The 19,333-nt window shown below is 45.2% G+C and carries 19 protein-coding genes; 4 read left to right on the forward strand and 15 right to left on the reverse strand.

All coding sequences use genetic code 11. The features are described from left to right. Positions 1 to 6: 6 nt before the first annotated feature. The 11 genes from AC0YNT_RS00880 to AC0YNT_RS00930 all read right to left on the reverse strand — a co-directional run bounded on the left by AC0YNT_RS00880 (position 7) and on the right by AC0YNT_RS00930 (position 12,279). On the reverse strand, positions 7 to 1,221 hold the full coding sequence (locus AC0YNT_RS00880) for a hypothetical protein (RefSeq protein ID WP_475802921.1): 1,215 nt from the start codon (positions 1,219 to 1,221) through the stop codon (positions 7 to 9). Beyond that, entirely contained in the window at positions 1,221 to 2,096 is an 876-nt protein-coding gene (locus AC0YNT_RS00885) for an ABC transporter ATP-binding protein (protein ID WP_475802922.1), read from the reverse strand. Before AC0YNT_RS00885 ends, AC0YNT_RS00880 begins: the two co-directional genes overlap by 1 nt. Before the next feature lie 141 nt (positions 2,097 to 2,237). After that, a complete protein-coding gene (locus AC0YNT_RS00890; protein ID WP_475802923.1) occupies positions 2,238 to 3,683 on the reverse strand; it encodes an S-layer homology domain-containing protein in 1,446 nt (481 codons plus the stop codon). A gap of 131 nt (positions 3,684 to 3,814) precedes the next feature. Further along, positions 3,815 to 4,507, reverse strand: coding sequence for a response regulator transcription factor (locus tag AC0YNT_RS00895; RefSeq protein ID WP_167280247.1), 693 nt, complete (start codon positions 4,505 to 4,507; stop codon positions 3,815 to 3,817). Between the two features lie 5 nt (positions 4,508 to 4,512). Beyond that, entirely contained in the window at positions 4,513 to 5,988 is a 1,476-nt protein-coding gene (locus AC0YNT_RS00900) for an ATP-binding protein (RefSeq protein WP_475802924.1), read from the reverse strand. A 175-nt stretch (positions 5,989 to 6,163) separates the two neighbouring features. Further along, positions 6,164 to 6,859 carry a response regulator gene (locus AC0YNT_RS00905; RefSeq protein ID WP_475802925.1) on the reverse strand — a complete coding sequence of 232 codons (696 nt, stop codon included), beginning with the start codon at positions 6,857 to 6,859 and terminating at the stop codon, positions 6,164 to 6,166. Continuing rightward, positions 6,831 to 8,267: a sensor histidine kinase gene (locus AC0YNT_RS00910; RefSeq protein ID WP_475802926.1), complete on the reverse strand. Its 1,437-nt coding sequence runs from the start codon at positions 8,265 to 8,267 to the stop codon at positions 6,831 to 6,833. The genes AC0YNT_RS00905 and AC0YNT_RS00910 overlap by 29 nt, the downstream gene beginning before the upstream one ends. Positions 8,268 to 8,598: 331 nt before the next feature. Beyond that, positions 8,599 to 9,267, reverse strand: a complete 669-nt coding sequence (locus AC0YNT_RS00915; RefSeq protein ID WP_475802927.1) for an HAD family hydrolase — start codon at positions 9,265 to 9,267, stop codon at positions 8,599 to 8,601. A 94-nt stretch (positions 9,268 to 9,361) separates the two neighbouring features. Then, positions 9,362 to 10,240: a glycine betaine ABC transporter substrate-binding protein gene (locus tag AC0YNT_RS00920; protein ID WP_475803399.1), complete on the reverse strand. Its 879-nt coding sequence runs from the start codon at positions 10,238 to 10,240 to the stop codon at positions 9,362 to 9,364. Positions 10,241 to 10,249: 9 nt separating this feature from the next. Further along, positions 10,250 to 11,083 carry an ABC transporter permease subunit gene (locus AC0YNT_RS00925; RefSeq protein WP_167280252.1) on the reverse strand — a complete coding sequence of 278 codons (834 nt, stop codon included), beginning with the start codon at positions 11,081 to 11,083 and terminating at the stop codon, positions 10,250 to 10,252. Then, positions 11,080 to 12,279 carry a quaternary amine ABC transporter ATP-binding protein gene (locus tag AC0YNT_RS00930; protein ID WP_475802928.1) on the reverse strand — a complete coding sequence of 400 codons (1,200 nt, stop codon included), beginning with the start codon at positions 12,277 to 12,279 and terminating at the stop codon, positions 11,080 to 11,082. The genes AC0YNT_RS00925 and AC0YNT_RS00930 overlap by 4 nt, the downstream gene beginning before the upstream one ends. A gap of 334 nt (positions 12,280 to 12,613) precedes the next feature. On the opposite strand from AC0YNT_RS00930, the gene AC0YNT_RS00935 reads away from it, so the two are divergent. Further along, a complete protein-coding gene (locus AC0YNT_RS00935) occupies positions 12,614 to 13,174 on the forward strand; it encodes a GbsR/MarR family transcriptional regulator (RefSeq protein ID WP_167280254.1) in 561 nt (186 codons plus the stop codon). Positions 13,175 to 13,251: 77 nt separating this feature from the next. On the opposite strand, the gene AC0YNT_RS00940 is transcribed toward AC0YNT_RS00935, so the two are convergent. After that, positions 13,252 to 14,334: a sensor histidine kinase gene (locus AC0YNT_RS00940; RefSeq protein ID WP_475802929.1), complete on the reverse strand. Its 1,083-nt coding sequence runs from the start codon at positions 14,332 to 14,334 to the stop codon at positions 13,252 to 13,254. A gap of 1 nt (position 14,335) precedes the next feature. Continuing rightward, positions 14,336 to 15,022, reverse strand: coding sequence for a response regulator transcription factor (locus AC0YNT_RS00945; RefSeq protein WP_475802930.1), 687 nt, complete (start codon positions 15,020 to 15,022; stop codon positions 14,336 to 14,338). A 281-nt stretch (positions 15,023 to 15,303) separates the two neighbouring features. On the opposite strand from AC0YNT_RS00945, the gene AC0YNT_RS00950 reads away from it, so the two are divergent. The 3 genes from AC0YNT_RS00950 to AC0YNT_RS00960 are packed head-to-tail and all read left to right on the forward strand — an operon-like array spanning position 15,304 to position 17,764. Further along, a complete protein-coding gene (locus AC0YNT_RS00950) occupies positions 15,304 to 15,858 on the forward strand; it encodes a DUF2306 domain-containing protein (RefSeq protein ID WP_475802931.1) in 555 nt (184 codons plus the stop codon). Between the two features lie 12 nt (positions 15,859 to 15,870). Beyond that, positions 15,871 to 16,380 carry a rhodanese-like domain-containing protein gene (locus AC0YNT_RS00955; protein ID WP_475802932.1) on the forward strand — a complete coding sequence of 170 codons (510 nt, stop codon included), beginning with the start codon at positions 15,871 to 15,873 and terminating at the stop codon, positions 16,378 to 16,380. A 7-nt stretch (positions 16,381 to 16,387) separates the two neighbouring features. Further along, positions 16,388 to 17,764 carry an aminotransferase class V-fold PLP-dependent enzyme gene (locus tag AC0YNT_RS00960; RefSeq protein WP_475802933.1) on the forward strand — a complete coding sequence of 459 codons (1,377 nt, stop codon included), beginning with the start codon at positions 16,388 to 16,390 and terminating at the stop codon, positions 17,762 to 17,764. A 3-nt stretch (positions 17,765 to 17,767) separates the two neighbouring features. Here AC0YNT_RS00960 and AC0YNT_RS00965 read toward each other — a convergent pair whose 3' ends face one another. Further along, entirely contained in the window at positions 17,768 to 18,541 is a 774-nt protein-coding gene (locus AC0YNT_RS00965) for an ABC transporter permease (RefSeq protein ID WP_475802934.1), read from the reverse strand. Then, positions 18,542 to 19,303, reverse strand: a complete 762-nt coding sequence (locus AC0YNT_RS00970; RefSeq protein WP_475802935.1) for an ABC transporter ATP-binding protein — start codon at positions 19,301 to 19,303, stop codon at positions 18,542 to 18,544. Positions 19,304 to 19,333 lie beyond the last annotated feature (30 nt).

Here is a 19,333-nt window from a genome sequence, read left to right on the forward strand (position 1 = left end):
TATCGATTAAACAACTGTCCGTTTCTTCTGCGCCAGATAAGTCAGCAGAACTGCAGCTGCACAGAGGATAAGACTGACTACCAGAGCGGCCATTGCATAGGAGAGCGGCATTCCAAACAGATTGTAAATCTTAGATTGACCAAAGATAACGTTAAACATCGCTAGCGAGCCGAAGTTAAAATCTACGACCGGCCAGATCAGTTCTTTGATCTCGTTACTGAAGTAGTTGGACAAGGAGCCTGCAAGAAGAATCACCATGCCTAGTCCAAATGCGGCACTTTGACTTTTCATCTTGGAAGAGATATAGGCAAGTGCAAGACTAAACGTGACAGCTGCGAAAATAAGCCATAGTGACCCCAGTAACGCAGTACCTCCTGCCGATAACTGAAGCATAGAGGACTCGAAACCGTCCATACTTCGGAGTGTCGCATTCATGCCGCTTAGATCACTGTAACCAATAAAGGTACCAATAAACGACCCAACAAGATACACTGCTGTAACGACTGCACCCGAGACCGCGGCGGTTAAGAGTTTGGCCGTAACAACCTCTTTCCTTCCCTTGACGGTACTAAGCACAATACTGTCCATCTCTGTTCTGACCTCCTGGGTAAACAACGGCGATATAAAGTAGGTCAGTACAAGCAAGAGTAGAAACACAACCATAAATCCGTCAAATCGGATAAAAAAGCAGTTCCAGAAAACAGCATTCTCGAAGACTGGTTCTCCTATAGCCAGCTCGGTATCTAATCGACTGGAATACTTTTTGTATTCAAAGCTATCCGTCTGACCGGAAGCCTTAAGTTCCGTCAGCTTCTCCTGAAGGGGATATACGCCTCTTAGATCTGCCTTGTTCTGCTCTGCTGGACCATTCCAATATTCATTCACCTTCTGTCCAAACTGGGCATACCTCATGTTAAATTTCAACTCAGGATCACGGTTAATCTTCATGTTAAGCTCTTCTCCAGTGCCATGCTCAGCGATTGCTTTATCACGAGCTTCCTGTGACTTGGCTAGCTGCTCTTGATCCAGCTTGCCAGTATGCTCAGACATTAAGCTGGTATATTCACTGATCGCTTGTTTCCCTTCATTGCCGCTTAATTCAAATTGTCCCTTAGAGGAAAGCCACGCCACGAGGACATAAATCAGGAACAGAACAACAAGCAAAATAAGCCGGTTTTTATTAAGGAGCAGCTTTTTCATTTCATACTGGAATATTTTCATTACAGAGTACCTTCTTCGTTATGGAATTCATAGAGGTATGCATCTTCAAGCGTTGGCACTGCGGCAACCGCATCCGGGAAAGGTTTATCATCCGTTACGACACGCACCTCCATGCGATCGCCAATCGGGAGGACATTGCTGATAATATGGTTATTCTGGTACTCGACCAGCTTGTCTACTGTCATCATGACAAGCCAAACCTTACCATCCATTGCACGTACAAAGCTCTCATTGGTCTGCATTTTGCCAATCTTGCCGGCTTTGATCATGACCGTCTGCTTCGCAATCGAATCGATATCAGACACGATATGAGTAGATAGAAGGACCGTTCTGTCACGGGAGATAAGTGAAATGAGATTTCGGAACTTGATACGCTCATACGGGTCAAGCCCTGCGGTAGGCTCATCGAGGATAAGGATTTCTGGATCGTTAAGCAGGCTTTGAGCAATGCCTAGACGACGTTTCATCCCACCGGAGTAGTTCACGCTTTTTCGATGCAAATCATCCGTTAATCGAACCTGCTCAGCCAGCTCCATCACTTTCCGCTCTGCCGCTGCGCCATTCAAACCTTTGAGGGCAGCAATATAGAGCAAATAATCCCGTCCAGTAAACTCGGGGTAAAAATCTAAGGACTGCGGCAAATACCCCAGCTTGGAGCGATACTCACGTTCGCATTTTTTTCTATTCCTTCCATTGATCAGAATCTCTCCGCTGCTAGCCTCCATAACCCCTGCTAATATACGGATAAGACTTGATTTACCTGCTCCGTTAGGTCCAAGAAGGCCGTATACGCCATTGTCCATTTCAAAGCTGACGTCGGTGAGGGCTTGCTTCTTGCCATAGTTTTTACTTATATTCTGGGCTGTTAGTTTCACTGCTGGGCCTCCACTCTAGATGAATTGAATACTTTCATTCTAAACAGGAGTGCTAAATAGCCAGATGAGAATACATAAACAATTTCTAAACAAAAAAACCATGTGGATTAATGGTCCACATGGTTTTCGTATAAATCAGTCTTATTTCGAGCTTAGCTTCACGTTGTTCGCAGTAGTCCAGCTGCCTACAGGAACAATATCATATTGAACACCAGCTTGCAGCTTGCCGTTGTTTTGAAGCTCAAATACTCCAACTGCGCCTATACGGGTTTGCACTTTATATTGTGCCGTTAACGTTGTACCATCAGAACCGTTTAGCTGAATCGAGCGGTAAGCAAATAGTTCATCTCCAGGATCCGCTGTCAATATGACATTCAGCGTTGTCTCATTCACTTGATCAACAGCCCCGATCTCAAGTGATTCCATGCTTTGTGCGGTAAATGTCGGGTTATTGAGTACAAACCAGTCAGACGTTACCGTATACTTCTTACCAGGCTGTAAGGTCTTGCCTGCCGGAAGTCGGAACTTAGGCTCTTGCTTGCCGTCTGTAGATTGCGTAAAGCCAACATAGTTGACCGTCGTTTGCTCTCCATCTTCTGCTGTAAGAACAGCTTGTCTAGAAGCAAGGGACGAAATGATTTGCATCGCTTGTCCATTAAGCTTGTTGTTCTCATCCAGAACAACCGCATTAGCACCACGACCACCAGCGTAAGCCGAGATCAAATAGCCATAGTCGATGACACCATCCGTGCGGAACGACTCAACCTCAAACGTATCGGATGTTACTTGACGTACATTTTGAAGCTTGATCATCTCATCACTTGCCGCAACCTCAAACTGCTGCTTTCCTTTATAGTTCAAGGAATAGCTTGTACCTGGCTTCATGGTTTGCACTGGGATGATATAAGTTGCAATAGCTCCTGTTTTGAGGCGGGGCTGGTTAACCAGCTTCAGTCCCTCACTGAAAGTAAAATTGGCGTTAGCTTGATCGGTTGTCTCATCTTCTAAGGTCAGAGGCGCCGAGAAAGTAACTTCAAATGTGATTTTATTGAGTGCCTTAATGGATACGATCTCAGCTGCTGAAGTGCGGATCGCTTGTTCTGAATAGACAAGAAGTCTCGCTGCTTCACCGCGGCTTAGTTGTTTGCCGTCGATCTTCATACCTGCCATCCAATATTGGACGGATTTCACATCACGCTGCAGTGCTTTGGCGATCAGCTCAGCAGCTTCACTGCTAGTAGCCGGTTTATTAGGCTGGAAGCTTTGTGCATTATCGAGCAGTCCAGCAGCAACCGCTGTATTGACATAAGGGGTATACCATTTTTCTTTACCTGTCGGCGGGGTTATATTTAAATCAAGCGCGAGTACAATCATCTTGATAAGCTCGGCGCTTGTTACTTTATTCTCAGTGCGCATCGCACCATCTTGATAGCCGTTAAGCACTTTCTGACTAACAAGCTGCTGAATAACTTGTTCCAATGGCTGATCAAAGCTGGCTGCCTTAGCAGATTGAACTGGAAGCAATGCTCCTCCTCCAATAAGTACGGCTAGTGCTGCGATAGCTGCCTTTTGCTGCATCTTCTTCATCTTTCATCTTTCCTTCCCGATAGTAGAGTGATTACCTGTTCCTGAATCTATCTTAGGCGACCGCTCTAAACACGCTGAAAAGAAAGTATAAACAAACTATTAAAAGGACGATAACTTTTTGCAAAATGAACTTAGACGGTAAAGCGGTAGCCCGCTCCCCAAACCGTTTCAATAAACTGCGGATTAGAAGGATCTGCCTCCAGCTTTTCCCGAATGCGGGAAATATGAACGGTCACGGTAGCGATATCACCATTAGAGTCCAGCCCCCATATTTTTTCAAACAGCTGGTCTTTACTGAATACCCGGTTAGGATTGGACGCCATAAATACAAGCACCTCAAATTCCTTGGCTGTGAGGAATACTTCCTGATCGTGCACAAATACGCGATGAGAGGAAGGATTAATCGTCAGTTCTCGAATGTGCAGGCTCTCATCCGGCTTCATTTTCTGACCGTTCTTAAATCGTTCGTACCTCGCCAAATGAGCTTTTGCTCTTGCAACCAGCTCATTAGGACTGAACGGTTTGGTTACAAAGTCGTCTGCCCCAAAGCCAAAGCCGCGGATTTTATCCAGCTCTTCATTTTTCGCTGAAACAATAAGAATCGGCACATCCAGCCGCTCCCTGATTGTTTTGCAAATTTCAAAGCCACTTATACCTGGAAGCTGAATGTCCAGAATAATTAAATCATAGTCCCCACTTAAAGCCAGGCTAAGCCCTGCCTGCCCATCATCGCTTAATTCAGCCTCATACCCGTGCAGCGCAAAATAGTCCTTTTGTAACTCTGCAATATAAGGATCATCTTCAACAATTAATATCCTTGTCATGTCCATCACCATCGATCTTCAAATATTTTGAGTGTAAATGAAATGCTGGTGCCTGAGCCAAGCTCGCTGCTTGCCGAAATCATGCCTCCATGTCCTTCTATAATCTGCTGAGCAATCGCAAGGCCAAGCCCGCTTCCGCCAGCCTTCGATTGATTTCGTGAAGGCTCCACCCGGTAAAATCGTTCGAAAATATGAGGCAGATCTCCTTCAGGTATGCCAGGGCCATTATCCTTCATGGTAATGACCACATCCTCCGCTTGGTACTCAATGGCTATTGTGATTTGCTTAGGCTGCTGATTCATATATTTCAGACAGTTATCAAACAAATTCAAGATGACCCGCTTCAGCTTCTCACGATCGGCAAGAACGAACAAAGGCTGCTCGGGCATTTTCTCCCATACCAATTCGACATCCTGATCATGAAACTCAATGGACATCTCATCCGCAACATTGTATAGAAATGGACCTAGCTCTAATTTGTGAAAGGAGAACGGTTCTTTCTTCAAATCTAATTTGGAATAGAAAAGCAGCTCGTTAACGAGACGTTCCATATCCGAAGCACGAGTATAAATGGCATGTACATATTTGTTCAGCTTTTCTTCCGTATTCGTAACCCCGTCCCTAATTCCTTCCGCATAGCCTTTAATCGTTGTAATCGGCGTTCTTAGATCATGCGAAATGTTCGACAGCAGCTGCTTACGATTTTCCTCATAATGAAGCTGGAGCTGGATCGAATCGTACAATCTTTGGCGCATTTGATCAAAGGTTTGAACCAATTGCCCAACCTCATCCTTCGAATCCGCCTTAAGCTCAAAGGTTAAGTTCCCTTCCTTAATATGCTCGGCAGACCGTCTGAGCTGATCCAGCGGCTTAATAATTTTCCTCGTTACATAACGATATAACAAAAATCCGGTTAACAATAAAATAATAATGAACAAAGCAATAAGAAGCGGAAGCAGCCTTCGTATAACCTGGGCAAACGGGCTCCTCTCGTGAAGAACAAAGATACTTCCCTTCTCATTCTTGCTGGAGGAGTAATAGAAATCAAATTTGGAATAGGAGAAAAACCGGCTTCCAGCATTAAGCGTATTGCGAATCATATTGTTACCCATATCATAGCTAGGTAAAATAGCTAAAAGATCAACTCCACTAAGCGATGGAGCAGTATAGAGGATCGTATCATTATCTCGGATAACTAAAGCGGCCTTCTCCATTTTCAACTGCGTGTTGTATTGCGCAAGCAGCTGCTTGTCTTTTAATTGTTCCGGGTCATTTTTCGCCAAATACTTAAGGTCAAGGAAGAGGCTTTCCTCTTCTTCGGACAACGGATGAAGCGAATAATGAATTTTATAGAAGTTGTGCAGGCTACGAACATCACCGGTTACAGCAACGGACAGCAGATAAGACAATAATACAAATAAAATGACCGACACAATAACGACAGAGGTAAAAGAAAGTAAAAGTCTAAATCGTAAGGACAAGCCTATCACCGCACTTCTATGATTTTCTTAAAGTGTAAGCTATTTCGGATTAACCTAAACATTTTAGCAGAAAGGTGTAACAAGTCCGCAAACAACATATTAACAATTTATAAATTCGTGCAAATTCGTGCAAAAAAACCATGCGTCGCCGCATGGCTCATTCATTCGTATCCAATCAGCGATTCAGCCTGTACCCTGCTCCCCAGATCGTCTCAATCATCTCCGGCTTTGCCGGATCATTCTCAATCTTCTCGCGGATCCGGTTAATATGAACCGTTACCGTCGCGCTGTCGCCTGCATAGTCATAACCCCAGATTTTTTCAAACAGCGCATCTTTGGAAAACACGATATTCGGATGTTCTGCCAAAAACAATAGAAGCTCAAACTCGCGGTTTGGGAACCGGATTTCCTGCCCAGCCTTGTACACCTTCCAGCTTCTCCGCAATATCTTTAACTCACCAACGATGATCTGTTCCTCATTCTCAGCCTTTCTTGTCGTACCAACAAGCCGTTCATAACGGCTTATATGTGATTTGACCCTTGCAACAAGCTCCGCAGGATCAAACGGCTTAGCGATATAATCATCGGCCCCTAGCCCAAGCCCACGAATCTTATCCATCGACTCCGTCCTAGCCGTAACCATCAGAATCGGAATATCAGTCTTGTTTCTTACTTCACGGCAAATATCATATCCATTCTGCCCCGGAAGCATCAGATCAAGCAGGATCAAATCATAGGAATTATCCAGGATGGCAGTGACCGCCTGTTTCCCATCTGCAATGATCTCTGTCTCAAAACCGTTAATCTCCAAATAATCCTTCTCCAGCATTGCAATTTCGGTATCATCTTCGATGATTAATATTTTGCTCATGTTCCCTCTCCATCTGGCTCGGCAGTATCATTTCGATATGAAGTCCGTTATCATTTGTCGCCGCCACTGTGCCGCCATGCCTGTCCACAATATATTTCACGATATAGAGACCTAGTCCGTTACTCTCACCGTTCTTCTGAGATCTTGCGCTGTCGCCCCGCCAGAACTGATCAAATAAATAAGGCAGATGATCATCTGGCACTCCTCCGCCATTGTCGGCGAATATCAAATGTACCTCATCATGCTCACACCATACGTATATAGTCAGATGAATCGGCTTTACATTAGCGTATTTGATCGCATTCTCTATGAGGTTAGCCATCACACGATTCATCTGCTCCTCATCGATTCGAACAGGATAAGAACCAGGCTTCATTTCGACTGAAATGGTCACCATACTTTGTACAAGCTCCTCTTTACGAGCTTGTACATATTCACGAACAAAATCAACTAAATCCCTGTCTGCAAGCAACAATGGCAGATTGCCCGTCTCCATGCTTGAGAAATAGAACAGCTTCCGAAGCAGCGCGTCCATGTCACAAGATTTTTGATAAGCAATTTGTAGATATCGCTCTCTCTTCTCCGGTGTATTCGCTACTCCGTCTTGAAGGCCCTTTAGATAACCTTTTATGGAAGTAAGCGGAGTTCGCAGGTCATGAGAAATGCCAGCAACCAAATCAACACGGGCTTTCTCGTAAGCCTTATTTTTCTGCTGTTCATCTAAAAGATGCTCCTGCATGTGGTTAAAAGCAGCACTCACGGGAGCAAATTCATCATTCCCCTTATAGATGACCGGCTTTGATAGATCACCACTTTGAATCCGCTTAGCCCCTTCTGATAAAGCCTCCAGCGGTTGGAGGATCCGATGGGCCATCTTACGAGTAAACAGCTGGCTGAGCAGCACAATGACGACGATAACAGCGAGGCTGATGAGGACAAATGGCAGCCAGAAATCAAGTAAGCCGCTGTCTCCGCTGCTATCTACGTCCTTCTTTACGGCGTACAGGGCATAACCCTCATATGACTTGGCAACAAAGGTGGTGTGTTGTAACCGTCCTGCCAATGCATCATTCTGCAAATTTATATTTGTAAAACTTTTAATCATTTCATTCACTTCACTCTTTGGATCAGTTAGTGAATTATAAAGGATTCGCTTATCCTGTAGAACAAGCAGGTTATAGCCATATTTAGAAAGACGGCCATTCAACAGCTCCCAACTCTTTTTGGAGGCATCTATGCTGCTAAGCTGCTTCTCAGCCTGAAAAACTTTGCTGTCGAGCATCTCCTTGCCCCCGTCACCACTTACGGAATCCATTAATAGAAAGATCCCAAACACAGCAAGCAGGGAGACAAGTGAAAGAACCACTAACAAAGCACTCGAAACCATTATGCGATTGATGACTTTCATATCGACACTTCTTTCAGAAGACATATTCATTAGTTAGTGTATAGTAACAGATAGGTGTAAACAACAAAGTGAGAAGAGATAAACATTTCTTAAACAAGTTACTTCGCATCCTGCGCATTCGAATGTTCTTCCGACCGCTGTTGTTCGAGAATTCTTTTAACTAAATAGGTATAGGTTAGAATTCTCGAACAAAGGCGGACATTACATTTCTCCAGAATCATTCGAAGTGCTCCGTCAAACGCTACGTAAAAATTTTAGAAAATGTTTGAAAGAGGGAACAGCAAAAGGCGTCACAGGACAATTTACCTGTGACGCCTTTCTTTATCAAATCTTATTTGAGTAAGGTGAGAAGCTCCGGCATTTCTTGGATACATACATCTGCGCTGGCAAGCTCGGAGTCGCGTCCATAGCCGGCATAAGCACAACCAATAGCGATAAGATTATTACCTTTAGCTGCTTCTACGTCGGAAGAACGGTCGCCTACCATCCAGGCTGTCTTAATCTGATGATCGGCGAGAAGCTTCGCAACAAGATCAACCTTGCTTGCTGTCTGGAATTCTCCCGCGCTGTACAAGCCGTCGAATAGATCCGCTATACCTTTGTAGCGAGCAACCTCTTTCACGTAAACTTCCAGGCCGTTACTTGCCACAAACAACTTAATCCCCTGTTCCTTCAAGCGACGCAGCGTTTCAGCCGTTTGTGGGTACAGCACTCCTTTACCCGCTTCCAGCTCTTCAAGCTCATATTGCACCATAAGCTCATCTGCTCGTAGGCGTGCTTCTTCTGAGCTCCCAGGCATCAGCTTCCGCCAAATATCCTCCAGCAGCATGCCTAGGCAGCCAAGGAGATCATCCAGCGGAGGTGTCTGATCATAAAGCCCTTCCTCACGCAAGGTGCGGAATAAGCGCTCGTGCACCGTCGCAAGCAAGGTAGCTGTTTCAAATAAGGTTCCGTCCATATCAAAGATTACGGCTTCTGGCCGTTCGAAAGTTGTCGTCATGGCATTTCCCCCTTTAAAGTCTGCCATTATCATACTGGATAGGGGGATATGCCGCAACCTCAGAGAGCAGCTCTTCCACTCGAATTCTCCTTATTTATTGGATTCCATCCAGCCACTTCTCAACCTGCTCCGGATGGCCTTCTGCCCAGGCTTTAGCCGCTTCTTCCGGCGATTGGCCCTCTTGAATGGCAACCATCACTTGAGCCATATCGTCAGGTGTCCATGTAAATTGATCAAGCAGCTTGTAGGCATCTGCCTTATCGGACTTCAGATCTTTACGTGCTATCGTATGAATACTTTCAGCTCCGCCATAAACACCTTTTGGATCGTCCAAATACTTCAAGTCCATCTTGGCGAACATCCAATGCGGCGTCCAGCCTGTCACAATGATGGGCTCTTTCGCCTCATAGGCCTTCTGCAGCTCCTGAGCCATCGCAGCTGATGAGCTTTCAATCAGCTTCCACTTGCTCTCCAGTCCATAATCCTTCAGCACCTTGTCGGTTGACTGCATAATACCTGCTCCAGGCTCAATGCCGATAATCTCATAGTCCACCAATTTACCTGTAGCTTCGTTATTCAGATCTTCGATCGAGCTTTCCTTCATATAAGACGGAACAACAAGACCCGTCTTTGTTCCTTCCAGATTAGGACCTAGATCCTCAACGCTGCTGCCGTATTTCTCCAAATAGGAAGCATGCGTTGTAGGCAGCCATGCAGCTACCATGGCATCCGCACTGCCGTCTGCCATTCCGGCCCACATTGGACCTGCATCAACCTGCAAAAGATCAACGGAATAGTTCAATTTTGATACCAACACATATTTAACAACATTCGTGCTTGCAATTTCCGAATCCCAAGCGACGTATGCGAGTTTTATCTCTTTCGAGTCATTTGTTTTCGAATTCGAACAGCCTGCAAGTGCTGCTGCCAATACAACAGCTGATAATGTAAATCCCCATTTTTTATTCAAAATGTTTCACCTCTAGCGTTTATTTTTTTTCACGATATGGTTAGACATCCGGTCTAATAAAATAGCCAACACGACTATGGAAATACCAGCCTCAAAGCCAATGCCCGTCTTGGTCTGAGTAACCGCCCGATAGACATCCGCGCCAAGTCCTTGAGCACCAATCATCGAGGAAATAACAACCATAGACAACGACAGCATGATCGTTTGGTTAATACCCGCCATCATCGTAGGCAGCGCCATAGGAAGCTGCAGCTTGAACAGCTTCTGATTTGGCGTTGAGCCAAAGGCATCGGCAGCTTCAACCAGTTCCGAAGGAACCTGCCTGATCCCTAAATTCGTCAGACGAATGGTAGGCGGCACCGCAAATATGATGGATGCAATAACACCTGGTACAACACCAAGTGAGAAGAAAGATACCGCTGGTAATAAATAAACAAATGCGGGCATGGTCTGCATCAAATCAAGCAAAGGAGTAATGATTCCTTGTAATAAGGAACTTCTAGCACACAAAATGCCAGTTGGTACGCCAATGATGATGGATAATAGGGATGCTGCAAGCACGATGGCTAAGGTTTCCATGGCATGTTCCCAATAGCCTAGATTCTCAATAAGCAAAAGCCCTATGAACGCAAAGGCAGCAACCTTCCATTTCCCAAGATACCAGGCTATAGCCGTTATAATCAGAATCATGATGATCGAAGGACTGAAGAGAAGAACATTATGTAGAAAATCAACGATGGAGCCTATAATCAGGCGTATGAAATCAAACAACGGGGAGAAATGATTTTCTAACCAGCTTTCTAACGATTCGATCCAATTACCAAGTGGAAGCTTCGGAATATTCACTTTACACCCCCTGCCTCAGGTATGGTGTTTCCGGCCAGTGCGGCAAAGACAGCTCCACGAATAACGATACCTAACAGCCGATTCGTGTCATCGGTTACAGCCAGTGGGATCTTAGAATCCGCCATAGGCTCAAATAATTCGTTTAACGGGGTTGCAGGAGAAATAACCGGTAAATTCTTGATTAATATATCCTCTAACGGCAAGCCTTCTTTTAAGGCAGCAGAGGCAAGCTCGGCGGTTATTACACCTAGAAGCTTCTTTCCCTTATCGGTCACGTACAAGCTCGATACCCCTTGATCCTTCATCATTTGAAGAGCTACACGAGGACCACGCTCGAGCATAATCGTTCCAGGCTTCCGCATAACATGAGCTGCGGTCAGCACCTTGGAAAGATCAACATCCTCTATAAATTTCTCAACGTACGGGTTAGCCGGATTTATCAATATTTCGTCAGGAGTGCCAATTTGTACAATAACGCCATCTTTCATTAATGCAATCTTGTCCCCGATGCGCAGCGCCTCGTCCAGATCATGTGTGATGAAGATGATCGTCTTCTTCATATTAGATTGCAGCTGCAAGAGCTCATCCTGCATATCCTTTCGAATAAGTGGATCAAGCGCGCTAAACGCTTCGTCCATAAGAAGAATATCAGGATCATTAGCTAAGCCCCTAGCCAGACCTACACGCTGCTGCATTCCTCCGCTCAATTGATCAGGATAGCTGTTTTCCCATCCGCCGAGGCCAACCAGCTGTAAGGACTGCTCAGCCATTTGCCTGCGGGCTTGCTTCTCCACTCCTTGAATTTCCAGACCATATTCAACATTTTGCAGTACCGTCCGGTGAGGAAATAGAGCAAACTTTTGAAACACCATCCCCATCTTTTTACGTCGGAGCTCTCTTAGTTCTGACGAACTCATTTGCACGATATCCCGTCCCTCGAATAAGAGCTGACCAGATGATGGCTCAATCAAACGATTCAGCAGGCGGATTAAGGTGGATTTGCCGCTGCCGGATAAACCCATGATGACGAATATTTGTCCTGCTTCAATACTGAAACTAGCCTGGTTTACCCCTACAGTCATTCTTGTTTCTTTAAAAATCCTTTCTTTCGTCCATCCTTGCTTTAGGAACTGCATCGCTTGTTCCGGATGGTTACCGAATATTTTAGTCAGTTGTTTGGCTTCGATGATGGACACGTCTTCCCTCCTCAAAAAAATTGCGAAGCAATTTTCACTTCGTAAGCATGTGCTTAGAGAATTGTCACCACAAGTGGTCACTTGTGATAATTCTGCTTCGTAAGCATGTGCTTAGAGAATATTCTTCGTACTGACGACAGTTTAGGCCTTTTTACCTTAATTAGTCAACACTAATATCCGTACGTAATGTACGTACAGTTTAAACTTTACAATAGGAATACTCCAGATCCCTCCTTTTTCCTCCTAAATGCATATGGAAATGAGCCCTTTACTTTTAATTTCAGATAAGCTTACAATGTCTATGAAGTGTAGCAAGGTGACCCAGGAGGCAATTATGGACGATAATTTAGGCGGCTTAACGCCCGAGCAATCGCGCGCGCTGCACACATCGCGACAGCGTGTGATTGACTCGATAGGAAAAAACATGGATCTTTACGGCATAACATTATCAATTGGTCATCTTTACGGCTCTATGTATTTTCAGAATGAACCCATCACTTTGGACCAAATGAGCCAAACGATGGGGATGAGCAAAACATCCATGAGTACGGGCATGCGGACGTTAATGGATTTGAAAATGATTGAGAAGGTTTGGGGTAAAGGGTCGAGGAAGGACTTTTACGAGGTTGTACCGGACTGGTATCAGAACTTTACTGATTTCTTCTCTATTAAATGGCGGAAAGCTGTGGAGAGTAATATGACTTCGCTCGAGAAGTCATTAAAGGAGATTCGTATGCTTCAAGCATCCGATCCTGATAACAGCGACCTGCAGGAAATCACAACAATCGACGAGCAGAAAATTAATGATGCACTTAACTATTATCACTGGCTGCATCGTTTGATCGATGCCTTTGAGTCAGGAAAAATATTTGATTTTATACCAAAGGAAGAATAGCGCTCCTACAAAACACCCCTTAGCCTGCATCGGATTAGTAATCCGATGTAAGCTAAGGGGTGTTCCTCATTTTTAATCTAATCAATAGAGTTGTTTCGCTTAGCAAGAATCCAGCCCGAGAGAATAGCGCCTCCCGCAGGATGGTTGCTCGCAGCTAACTCCCCACCATGCTGCCTGATGATTCGCCGTGATATGGTAAGCCCGAGTCCAGAACCCCCGGTTGCGCGGTTTCTCGATTTCTCACCCCGGTAGAGAGGTTCAAATACCTGCTCTTGCTCTTCTGACGCAAAGCCTTGTCCAGAATCGTGAATACTAAAGGACAATCGGTCTCTCTCCCTCCAGTATTGAATCACAATATGACCGTGCTCAGGGGTATGTCGAACAGCATTATCGAGCAAATTGCTAATCGCGCGTTCTAACAAGTGCGAATCCGCTCGAATTAAATAGTCGTCCGGTGTGGAATGAACGAGAATCGAGATTTGCTTGGACTCTGCCTGAGGCTTCAAGCTGTCTGTCGATTTCTGAATAATACCACCAAAGTCGGCCGTACTCTCACTTAACTCGGCTTCCTGATACTCCATCTTCGTAAAGGTGAAGAGATCCTCAACCAACCGGTCCAACTGTGCGGACTTCTGCTTGCACACAGCTACATATTTCGAGATTTGATCCGGTGTTTGCGCTATTCCTAGCTCTAGGCCATCCAAGTACCCGCGTAATGCAAATAACGGTGTCCGCAAGTCATGGGCTACGGCGGCGATAATGAAACGTCGCTCCTCCTCCAGCTTTGCTTGCTTCAATTGTGAATCTTGAAGCCCGTTCACCATGACTTCGAACCCTTCTCGAACCTCGGCAATTTCTCGAATAGTCGATTGGGGAAGCTCAACGTCCCAATCGCTTTCTGCGATTTTCCGAGCTGCAAGACCTAGCCCCTCAAGGGGCTTAAGAAGAAGCCTCCGCATTCGCAAGCCAACAATTACGAAAGCAAGCACCAGCCCCGCGAAGGCTGCAATCATGAGAACAGCATAGGAATCCGGCTTGTCCTCTTTAATGTGAAGCGAATGAGTGGTCATGAAAAATACAACGACAAAGAAAACCCAAGGCAGCAGCAGAAGCAGCCCTAAGCTGAGCAAGGAATGCGTGCGAAGGCGAAGTTTTTGCATGTTATACCCCCTCGAAGCGATAACCGATGCCCCATATATTAATAAGATGCTGCGACTGTTCGGGATCAAGCTCAATCTTCTCACGAAGACGACTCAAATGGACGCGGATCGTATGTTTATCTCCGACACCATCCCAGAATTTCTCCAGCAGCTGATCATAAGTAAACACCTGTTTCGGGTGCTCCATAAACAATCTAAGCAGCTCATATTCCTTTGGCGTCAGGGAGACATTCATTTGATCCACAACTAATTCTCTCGTGGCCAAATCAAGCTTAATACGACCGTAATCGAGCACCTGGCTCGTGCTGGATTGTGGAGTTCCCGTGCGCCGTAGAACAGCCTTGACCCGGGCAACAATCTCGCCTGGCGAAGCGGTTTTGACGATATAGTCATCTCCCCCAAGAGTGAGGCCACGAATCTTGTCCACATCTTCGCTGCGAGCACTCAAGAACAGAATAGGAACGCTGCTCTCTGCTCGTATGCGTCGGCAGAGCTCAAATCCATTTTGCCCCGGCATCATGATGTCCAAGATGATGCAATGAATCGTATTCTGCTGAAACTTGTCCCATGCTTCATTCGCATCATTTGCCGTCACGACCTGGAAGCGATCATTCTCCAAAAAGTCTCTCAATAATTCAACGATGCTCTGGTCATCGTCCACGACCAAGATTACCGATTGTTCATTCATGTCGATCCCGCCTTCATTCCAAGTGTACCCATGATCAAAGTGTATCATCTTCATAACCGGAAAAACGATCACTTCGCATATTGTGACGGTTTGTTTATAGTTTTGTGATCATTTGTGCACCTGATTCGAGAGGCTCTCCTGTTACCCTTCGGATAGTAGATTAATACAAGGAGGTTATGACTACATGAGGGGTAAGCATCTGTCCTTTTATAAGTTGGTTTCGTACGTTTGCATCATTTATATCCTACATTTATATCCTATATGCGGTGGTCAACAATTACATGGTTGATCCGAGGGCTGAGACCTTTCTTAGTCACAAGACCGATCTAGCACATGAGCTTAAAACTCAAAGCTGGTTAATAGTCCTATACATTCATATCGCATTCGCCTGCGTCGCAATGGCATCAGGTCTCCTCAACTTCTTGACCCGCAGCTATGAGAAGCACCGTCGGCTGCATCGCTTGAACGGCTACGTTTATGTATCATCCGTGCTGCTAGTCGTACTGACATCCGGATACATGGCTCCTTATGCCACAGGAGGAAAAATAAGCAGCATGGGCTTTAATCTGCTTAATCTCGTCTGGCTGGCCATAACGACAACAGCGATTGTCCACATCCGGAAGAAACGTGTGCTAAAGCATCGCCGGTGGATGATCCGGAGCTACGCCTTCTGCTTTACGAATATGCTGATTCATCTGCTCACCTTCGTATTGCACGAAATGATCGGAATAACCTATGTAACCAGCTATATCATTGGACTTTACGGGGCGATTGCACTGCTCCTCCTTGCTCCGGAAGTGATTTTTCGATTTGAGAGAAACCGTAACCCTATTTAAGGAGGATGTAATATGGGCACTGCGTATACAGAATTAACCTTTCATGAATTGCAAGCAAAGATAAATAAAAGAGAGAACGTAAAGATCATCGATGTTCGAACACCTAAAAGCTTTGAACGGGGTCATATAAAAGGAGCGATTAATATTCCTTACCCATCCTGGTCAATGCTGCCGAAGGTTTCGGCTGATGAAGAGGTAGTGATTATCTGTTATGTCGGCATGGTAGGCCGAAAGGCGTCAGAGCGATTATCCCAAACGCATGATAAAGTGTTTCACTTCAAAGGCGGAATGGCACAATGGCAAGGAGAAATAGAGACGGAGAAGATTGGCAGTACATGGAGTGCGGAGAGAATTTATAATTTCGTCTTAGGATTCATACTGCTGTTGACATTGCCCATATCATTCCTAAGTCCTTCGTGGGGAATTGGCTATTCTACGTTTATTGCATTAGGAGTCATTCTCTTTGGTGTTACGAACTACAGCATAATTACAAAAATCATTCGATCCTATGGTTTTAAGTAAGGGGTGCATGATGAGACATTTCCTAGCAAACCGTACACTATCCAAACAGCAAAATAAGCTGAGAGACTTAATCGTTGGAGTAGATGAAAAGATTCCTTTAGAGGATGGGCGTTTTATAAAGGCGATTCATTTTGACAATGCGGCTACTACACCGCCATTTAAGAGTGTTCTGAAGGCGATCGAGCAATTTGCACCATGGTATTCATCTGTTGGCCGGGGGAAAGGCTACAAGTCCGTGCATTCGACCGAAATCATTGAACAAACACGACTGAATATATTGCATTTTGTAGGTGGAAAAGAAGCCAAACACAACGTTATTTTCACGAAAAATAGTACGGAGTCGATAAATCTGCTCTCCCATATTTTGCATCAAACCACTGCTAAACGTTATATTCTAGCATCAGAAATGGAACATATTTCGAATGACTTGCCTTGGAGGAATTCCTTTGAGGTTGTCTACATTGAAGTTAATAAGGATGGCCAGATTAGTTTAAAGGATTTAAGAGCAAAGCTTCTGGCCTTACAGGGACAGGTTGCATTAGTCACGTTAACAGGGGCATCAAATGTAACAGGCTGCATTAACCCCATTTATGAGGCGGCTGAGCTAGCCCATCAGTATGGAGCAAAAATACATATCGATGCTGCTCAGCTAATCCCACATGAATCGATCGAAATGACGCGGCTTAACCCGGAAGAGAATATTGATTTCCTGTCCTTTACAGGACATAAATTGTATGCCCCATTTGGAACAGCCGTTTTAATTGGAGGGAAAGAAGATTTTCAAGATGCAGAGCCGCTGATTAAAGGAGGAGGAACGGCTCGGATTGCTTTGAGATCCTTAGTGCAATGGAATGAGGCACCTGAAAGGTTCGAAGGTGGAACGCCTAATGTGATGGGAATTGTAGCCTTACATGCAGCGATTCGAACCTTGCAGCAGTCTAATATGGAAACAATTATTGAATATGAGAAGCAGATTATGAATTATACACTTGAAAAACTGCGGACAATTGAGGGTTTACGCTTATTTCGTGCATTGAGTGATAATCTGCCGCAAGTGAGTGTGTTGTCTTTTACAATGGATGGGCTGCATCACCAGGATATTGCGCAGATCTTAGCGAGTGAGTATGGTATTTCCGTTAGAGCTGGCTTTTTCTGCGCCTATTCCTTTGTTCAGAAGCTCTTGCAGCTGAGTGATGAGAGAATAGATGAAATCAGACAGGATGCCAGTATTCCTTCCCCAGGCTTAGTTCGAATTAGTTTAAGCTTCTATAATACATGTGCTGAAGTCGATCAATTTATAGAAGCGTTACAGCAGATAACTCGCAGGAAGGAATACTATACGAAGAAGTATGAGGATGTACCAAAAGGAATTTGCGGGAGATAGCGATTATACCCTCTTTTTATATGCCTTCATTGCAAATACATAAGCCACGAGCATAATGCCGACGCACCAAGCAAGTGCGATCCAGATGTCGTTGCCCACCGGTTGACCCGACAGCAATGCGCGGATGGTTTCTACGATAGAGGTTACTGGTTGGTTTTCGGCGAAAACGCGAACGGCGGTAGGCATCGAATCAGTTGGCACAAATGCGGAGCTGATAAATGGCAGGAAGATTAAAGGGTAGGAAAAAGCGCTCGCACCATCGACCGTTTTTGCGGTAAGTCCAGCTATAGCTGCGACCCATGTTAAGGAAAGAGTAAACAGAGCAAGTATACCAGCTACCGCAAGCCAAGGCAGAATTCCTGCGGATGAACGGAAACCCATGAGGAGCGCTACAAGGATAATGACGAGAACCGATATGGCGTTAGATACTAGTGAAGTCAATACATGCCCCCAAAGCAAAGCGGAACGTGAAATCGGCATCGTTTGAAAACGTTCAAATATCCCTTTTTGTACATCCGTAAACAAACGGAAAGCGGTGTAAGATATTCCGCTAGCGATAGCCATGAGGAGTATGCCTGGCAGCAGGTAATTCACATAGCTATCTGTTCCGGTTTCAATGGCACCACCTAATACATAGACAAACAGCAGCATCATTGCAATTGGCGTTATGGTGACCGTGATGATGGTATCCATACTCCTCATAATGTGACGCATGGAACGTCCAAGCATTACGCTAATATCAATAAGAAAATGCTTCTTTACTATTTCTGTTTCCATTTATATGGCCTCCTTTTTACCGACGATGGCGAGGAAGATCTCCTCTAACGACGGTTGTTTCTCCACATACTCTACCTTTGTGGTCGGGAACATCTTCTTAAGCTCCTGAAGTGTGCCGCTTGCGATAATTCTGCCTTCGTGCAAAATGGCAATCCGGTCAGCAAGCTGCTCAGCTTCCTCCAAATATTGTGTCGTGAGAAGTACTGTCGTGCCGCCGTCCGCCAGCTCCTTGACGATCTTCCACACCTCGATCCTCGCCTCGGGATCAAGCCCGGTGGTCGGCTCATCTAGAAAAATAATCTGTGGTTTTCCAACAATGCTTAAAGCAATGTCGAGCCTGCGGCGCATCCCACCGGAGTAAGTAGACACTCTGCGGTCTGCAGCCTCAGTCAAGCCGAAACGTTGTAACATATCGTCCGCAACCTGACGTGGGTTTTTGAGGTATCTCAGCTTGGCGATCATGATCAGATTTTCGCGGCCAGTCAAAATTTCATCCACGGCGGCAAATTGTCCGGTTAGACTGATCGTCTGCCGTACTTGATCAGGTTTGGACGCGACATCAAATCCGTTGACAGCTGCGGTTCCGCCATCCGGTTGGAGCAGCGTGGTCAGGATTCTGACTACCGTTGTTTTACCTGCCCCATTTGAGCCGAGGAGAGCGAAAATACTGCCCTTTTCAACCTCGAAATCTACGCCTTTCAGCACTTCGAGCTGCTTGTAGGATTTTTGCAATCCTTTTACTTGAATGGACTTGGTTTGCATCGGATTCCCTCCTAAAAAGAGTTATCAGTT

This window comes from Paenibacillus sp. J22R56, assembly GCF_056269375.1.

What these genes read in the sequence shown, in the direction of transcription:
- AC0YNT_RS00960 (WP_475802933.1), top strand. Translation starts at nt 16,388, where the DNA reads ATGATGAGACATTTCCTAGCAAACCGTACACTATCCAAACAGCAAAAT.
- AC0YNT_RS00895 (WP_167280247.1), bottom strand. Translation starts at nt 4,507, where the DNA reads ATGACAAGGATATTAATTGTTGAAGATGATCCTTATATTGCAGAGTTA.
- AC0YNT_RS00970 (WP_475802935.1), bottom strand. Translation starts at nt 19,303, where the DNA reads ATGCAAACCAAGTCCATTCAAGTAAAAGGATTGCAAAAATCCTACAAG.
- AC0YNT_RS00910 (WP_475802926.1), bottom strand. Translation starts at nt 8,267, where the DNA reads ATGAAAGTCATCAATCGCATAATGGTTTCGAGTGCTTTGTTAGTGGTT.
- AC0YNT_RS00965 (WP_475802934.1), bottom strand. Translation starts at nt 18,541, where the DNA reads ATGGAAACAGAAATAGTAAAGAAGCATTTTCTTATTGATATTAGCGTA.
- AC0YNT_RS00955 (WP_475802932.1), top strand. Translation starts at nt 15,871, where the DNA reads ATGGGCACTGCGTATACAGAATTAACCTTTCATGAATTGCAAGCAAAG.
- AC0YNT_RS00940 (WP_475802929.1), bottom strand. Translation starts at nt 14,334, where the DNA reads ATGCAAAAACTTCGCCTTCGCACGCATTCCTTGCTCAGCTTAGGGCTG.
- AC0YNT_RS00890 (WP_475802923.1), bottom strand. Translation starts at nt 3,683, where the DNA reads ATGAAGAAGATGCAGCAAAAGGCAGCTATCGCAGCACTAGCCGTACTT.
- AC0YNT_RS00945 (WP_475802930.1), bottom strand. Translation starts at nt 15,022, where the DNA reads ATGAATGAACAATCGGTAATCTTGGTCGTGGACGATGACCAGAGCATC.
- AC0YNT_RS00950 (WP_475802931.1), top strand. Translation starts at nt 15,304, where the DNA reads ATGGTTGATCCGAGGGCTGAGACCTTTCTTAGTCACAAGACCGATCTA.
- AC0YNT_RS00880 (WP_475802921.1), bottom strand. Translation starts at nt 1,221, where the DNA reads ATGAAAATATTCCAGTATGAAATGAAAAAGCTGCTCCTTAATAAAAAC.
- AC0YNT_RS00905 (WP_475802925.1), bottom strand. Translation starts at nt 6,859, where the DNA reads ATGAGCAAAATATTAATCATCGAAGATGATACCGAAATTGCAATGCTG.
- AC0YNT_RS00935 (WP_167280254.1), top strand. Translation starts at nt 12,614, where the DNA reads ATGGACGATAATTTAGGCGGCTTAACGCCCGAGCAATCGCGCGCGCTG.
- AC0YNT_RS00915 (WP_475802927.1), bottom strand. Translation starts at nt 9,267, where the DNA reads ATGACGACAACTTTCGAACGGCCAGAAGCCGTAATCTTTGATATGGAC.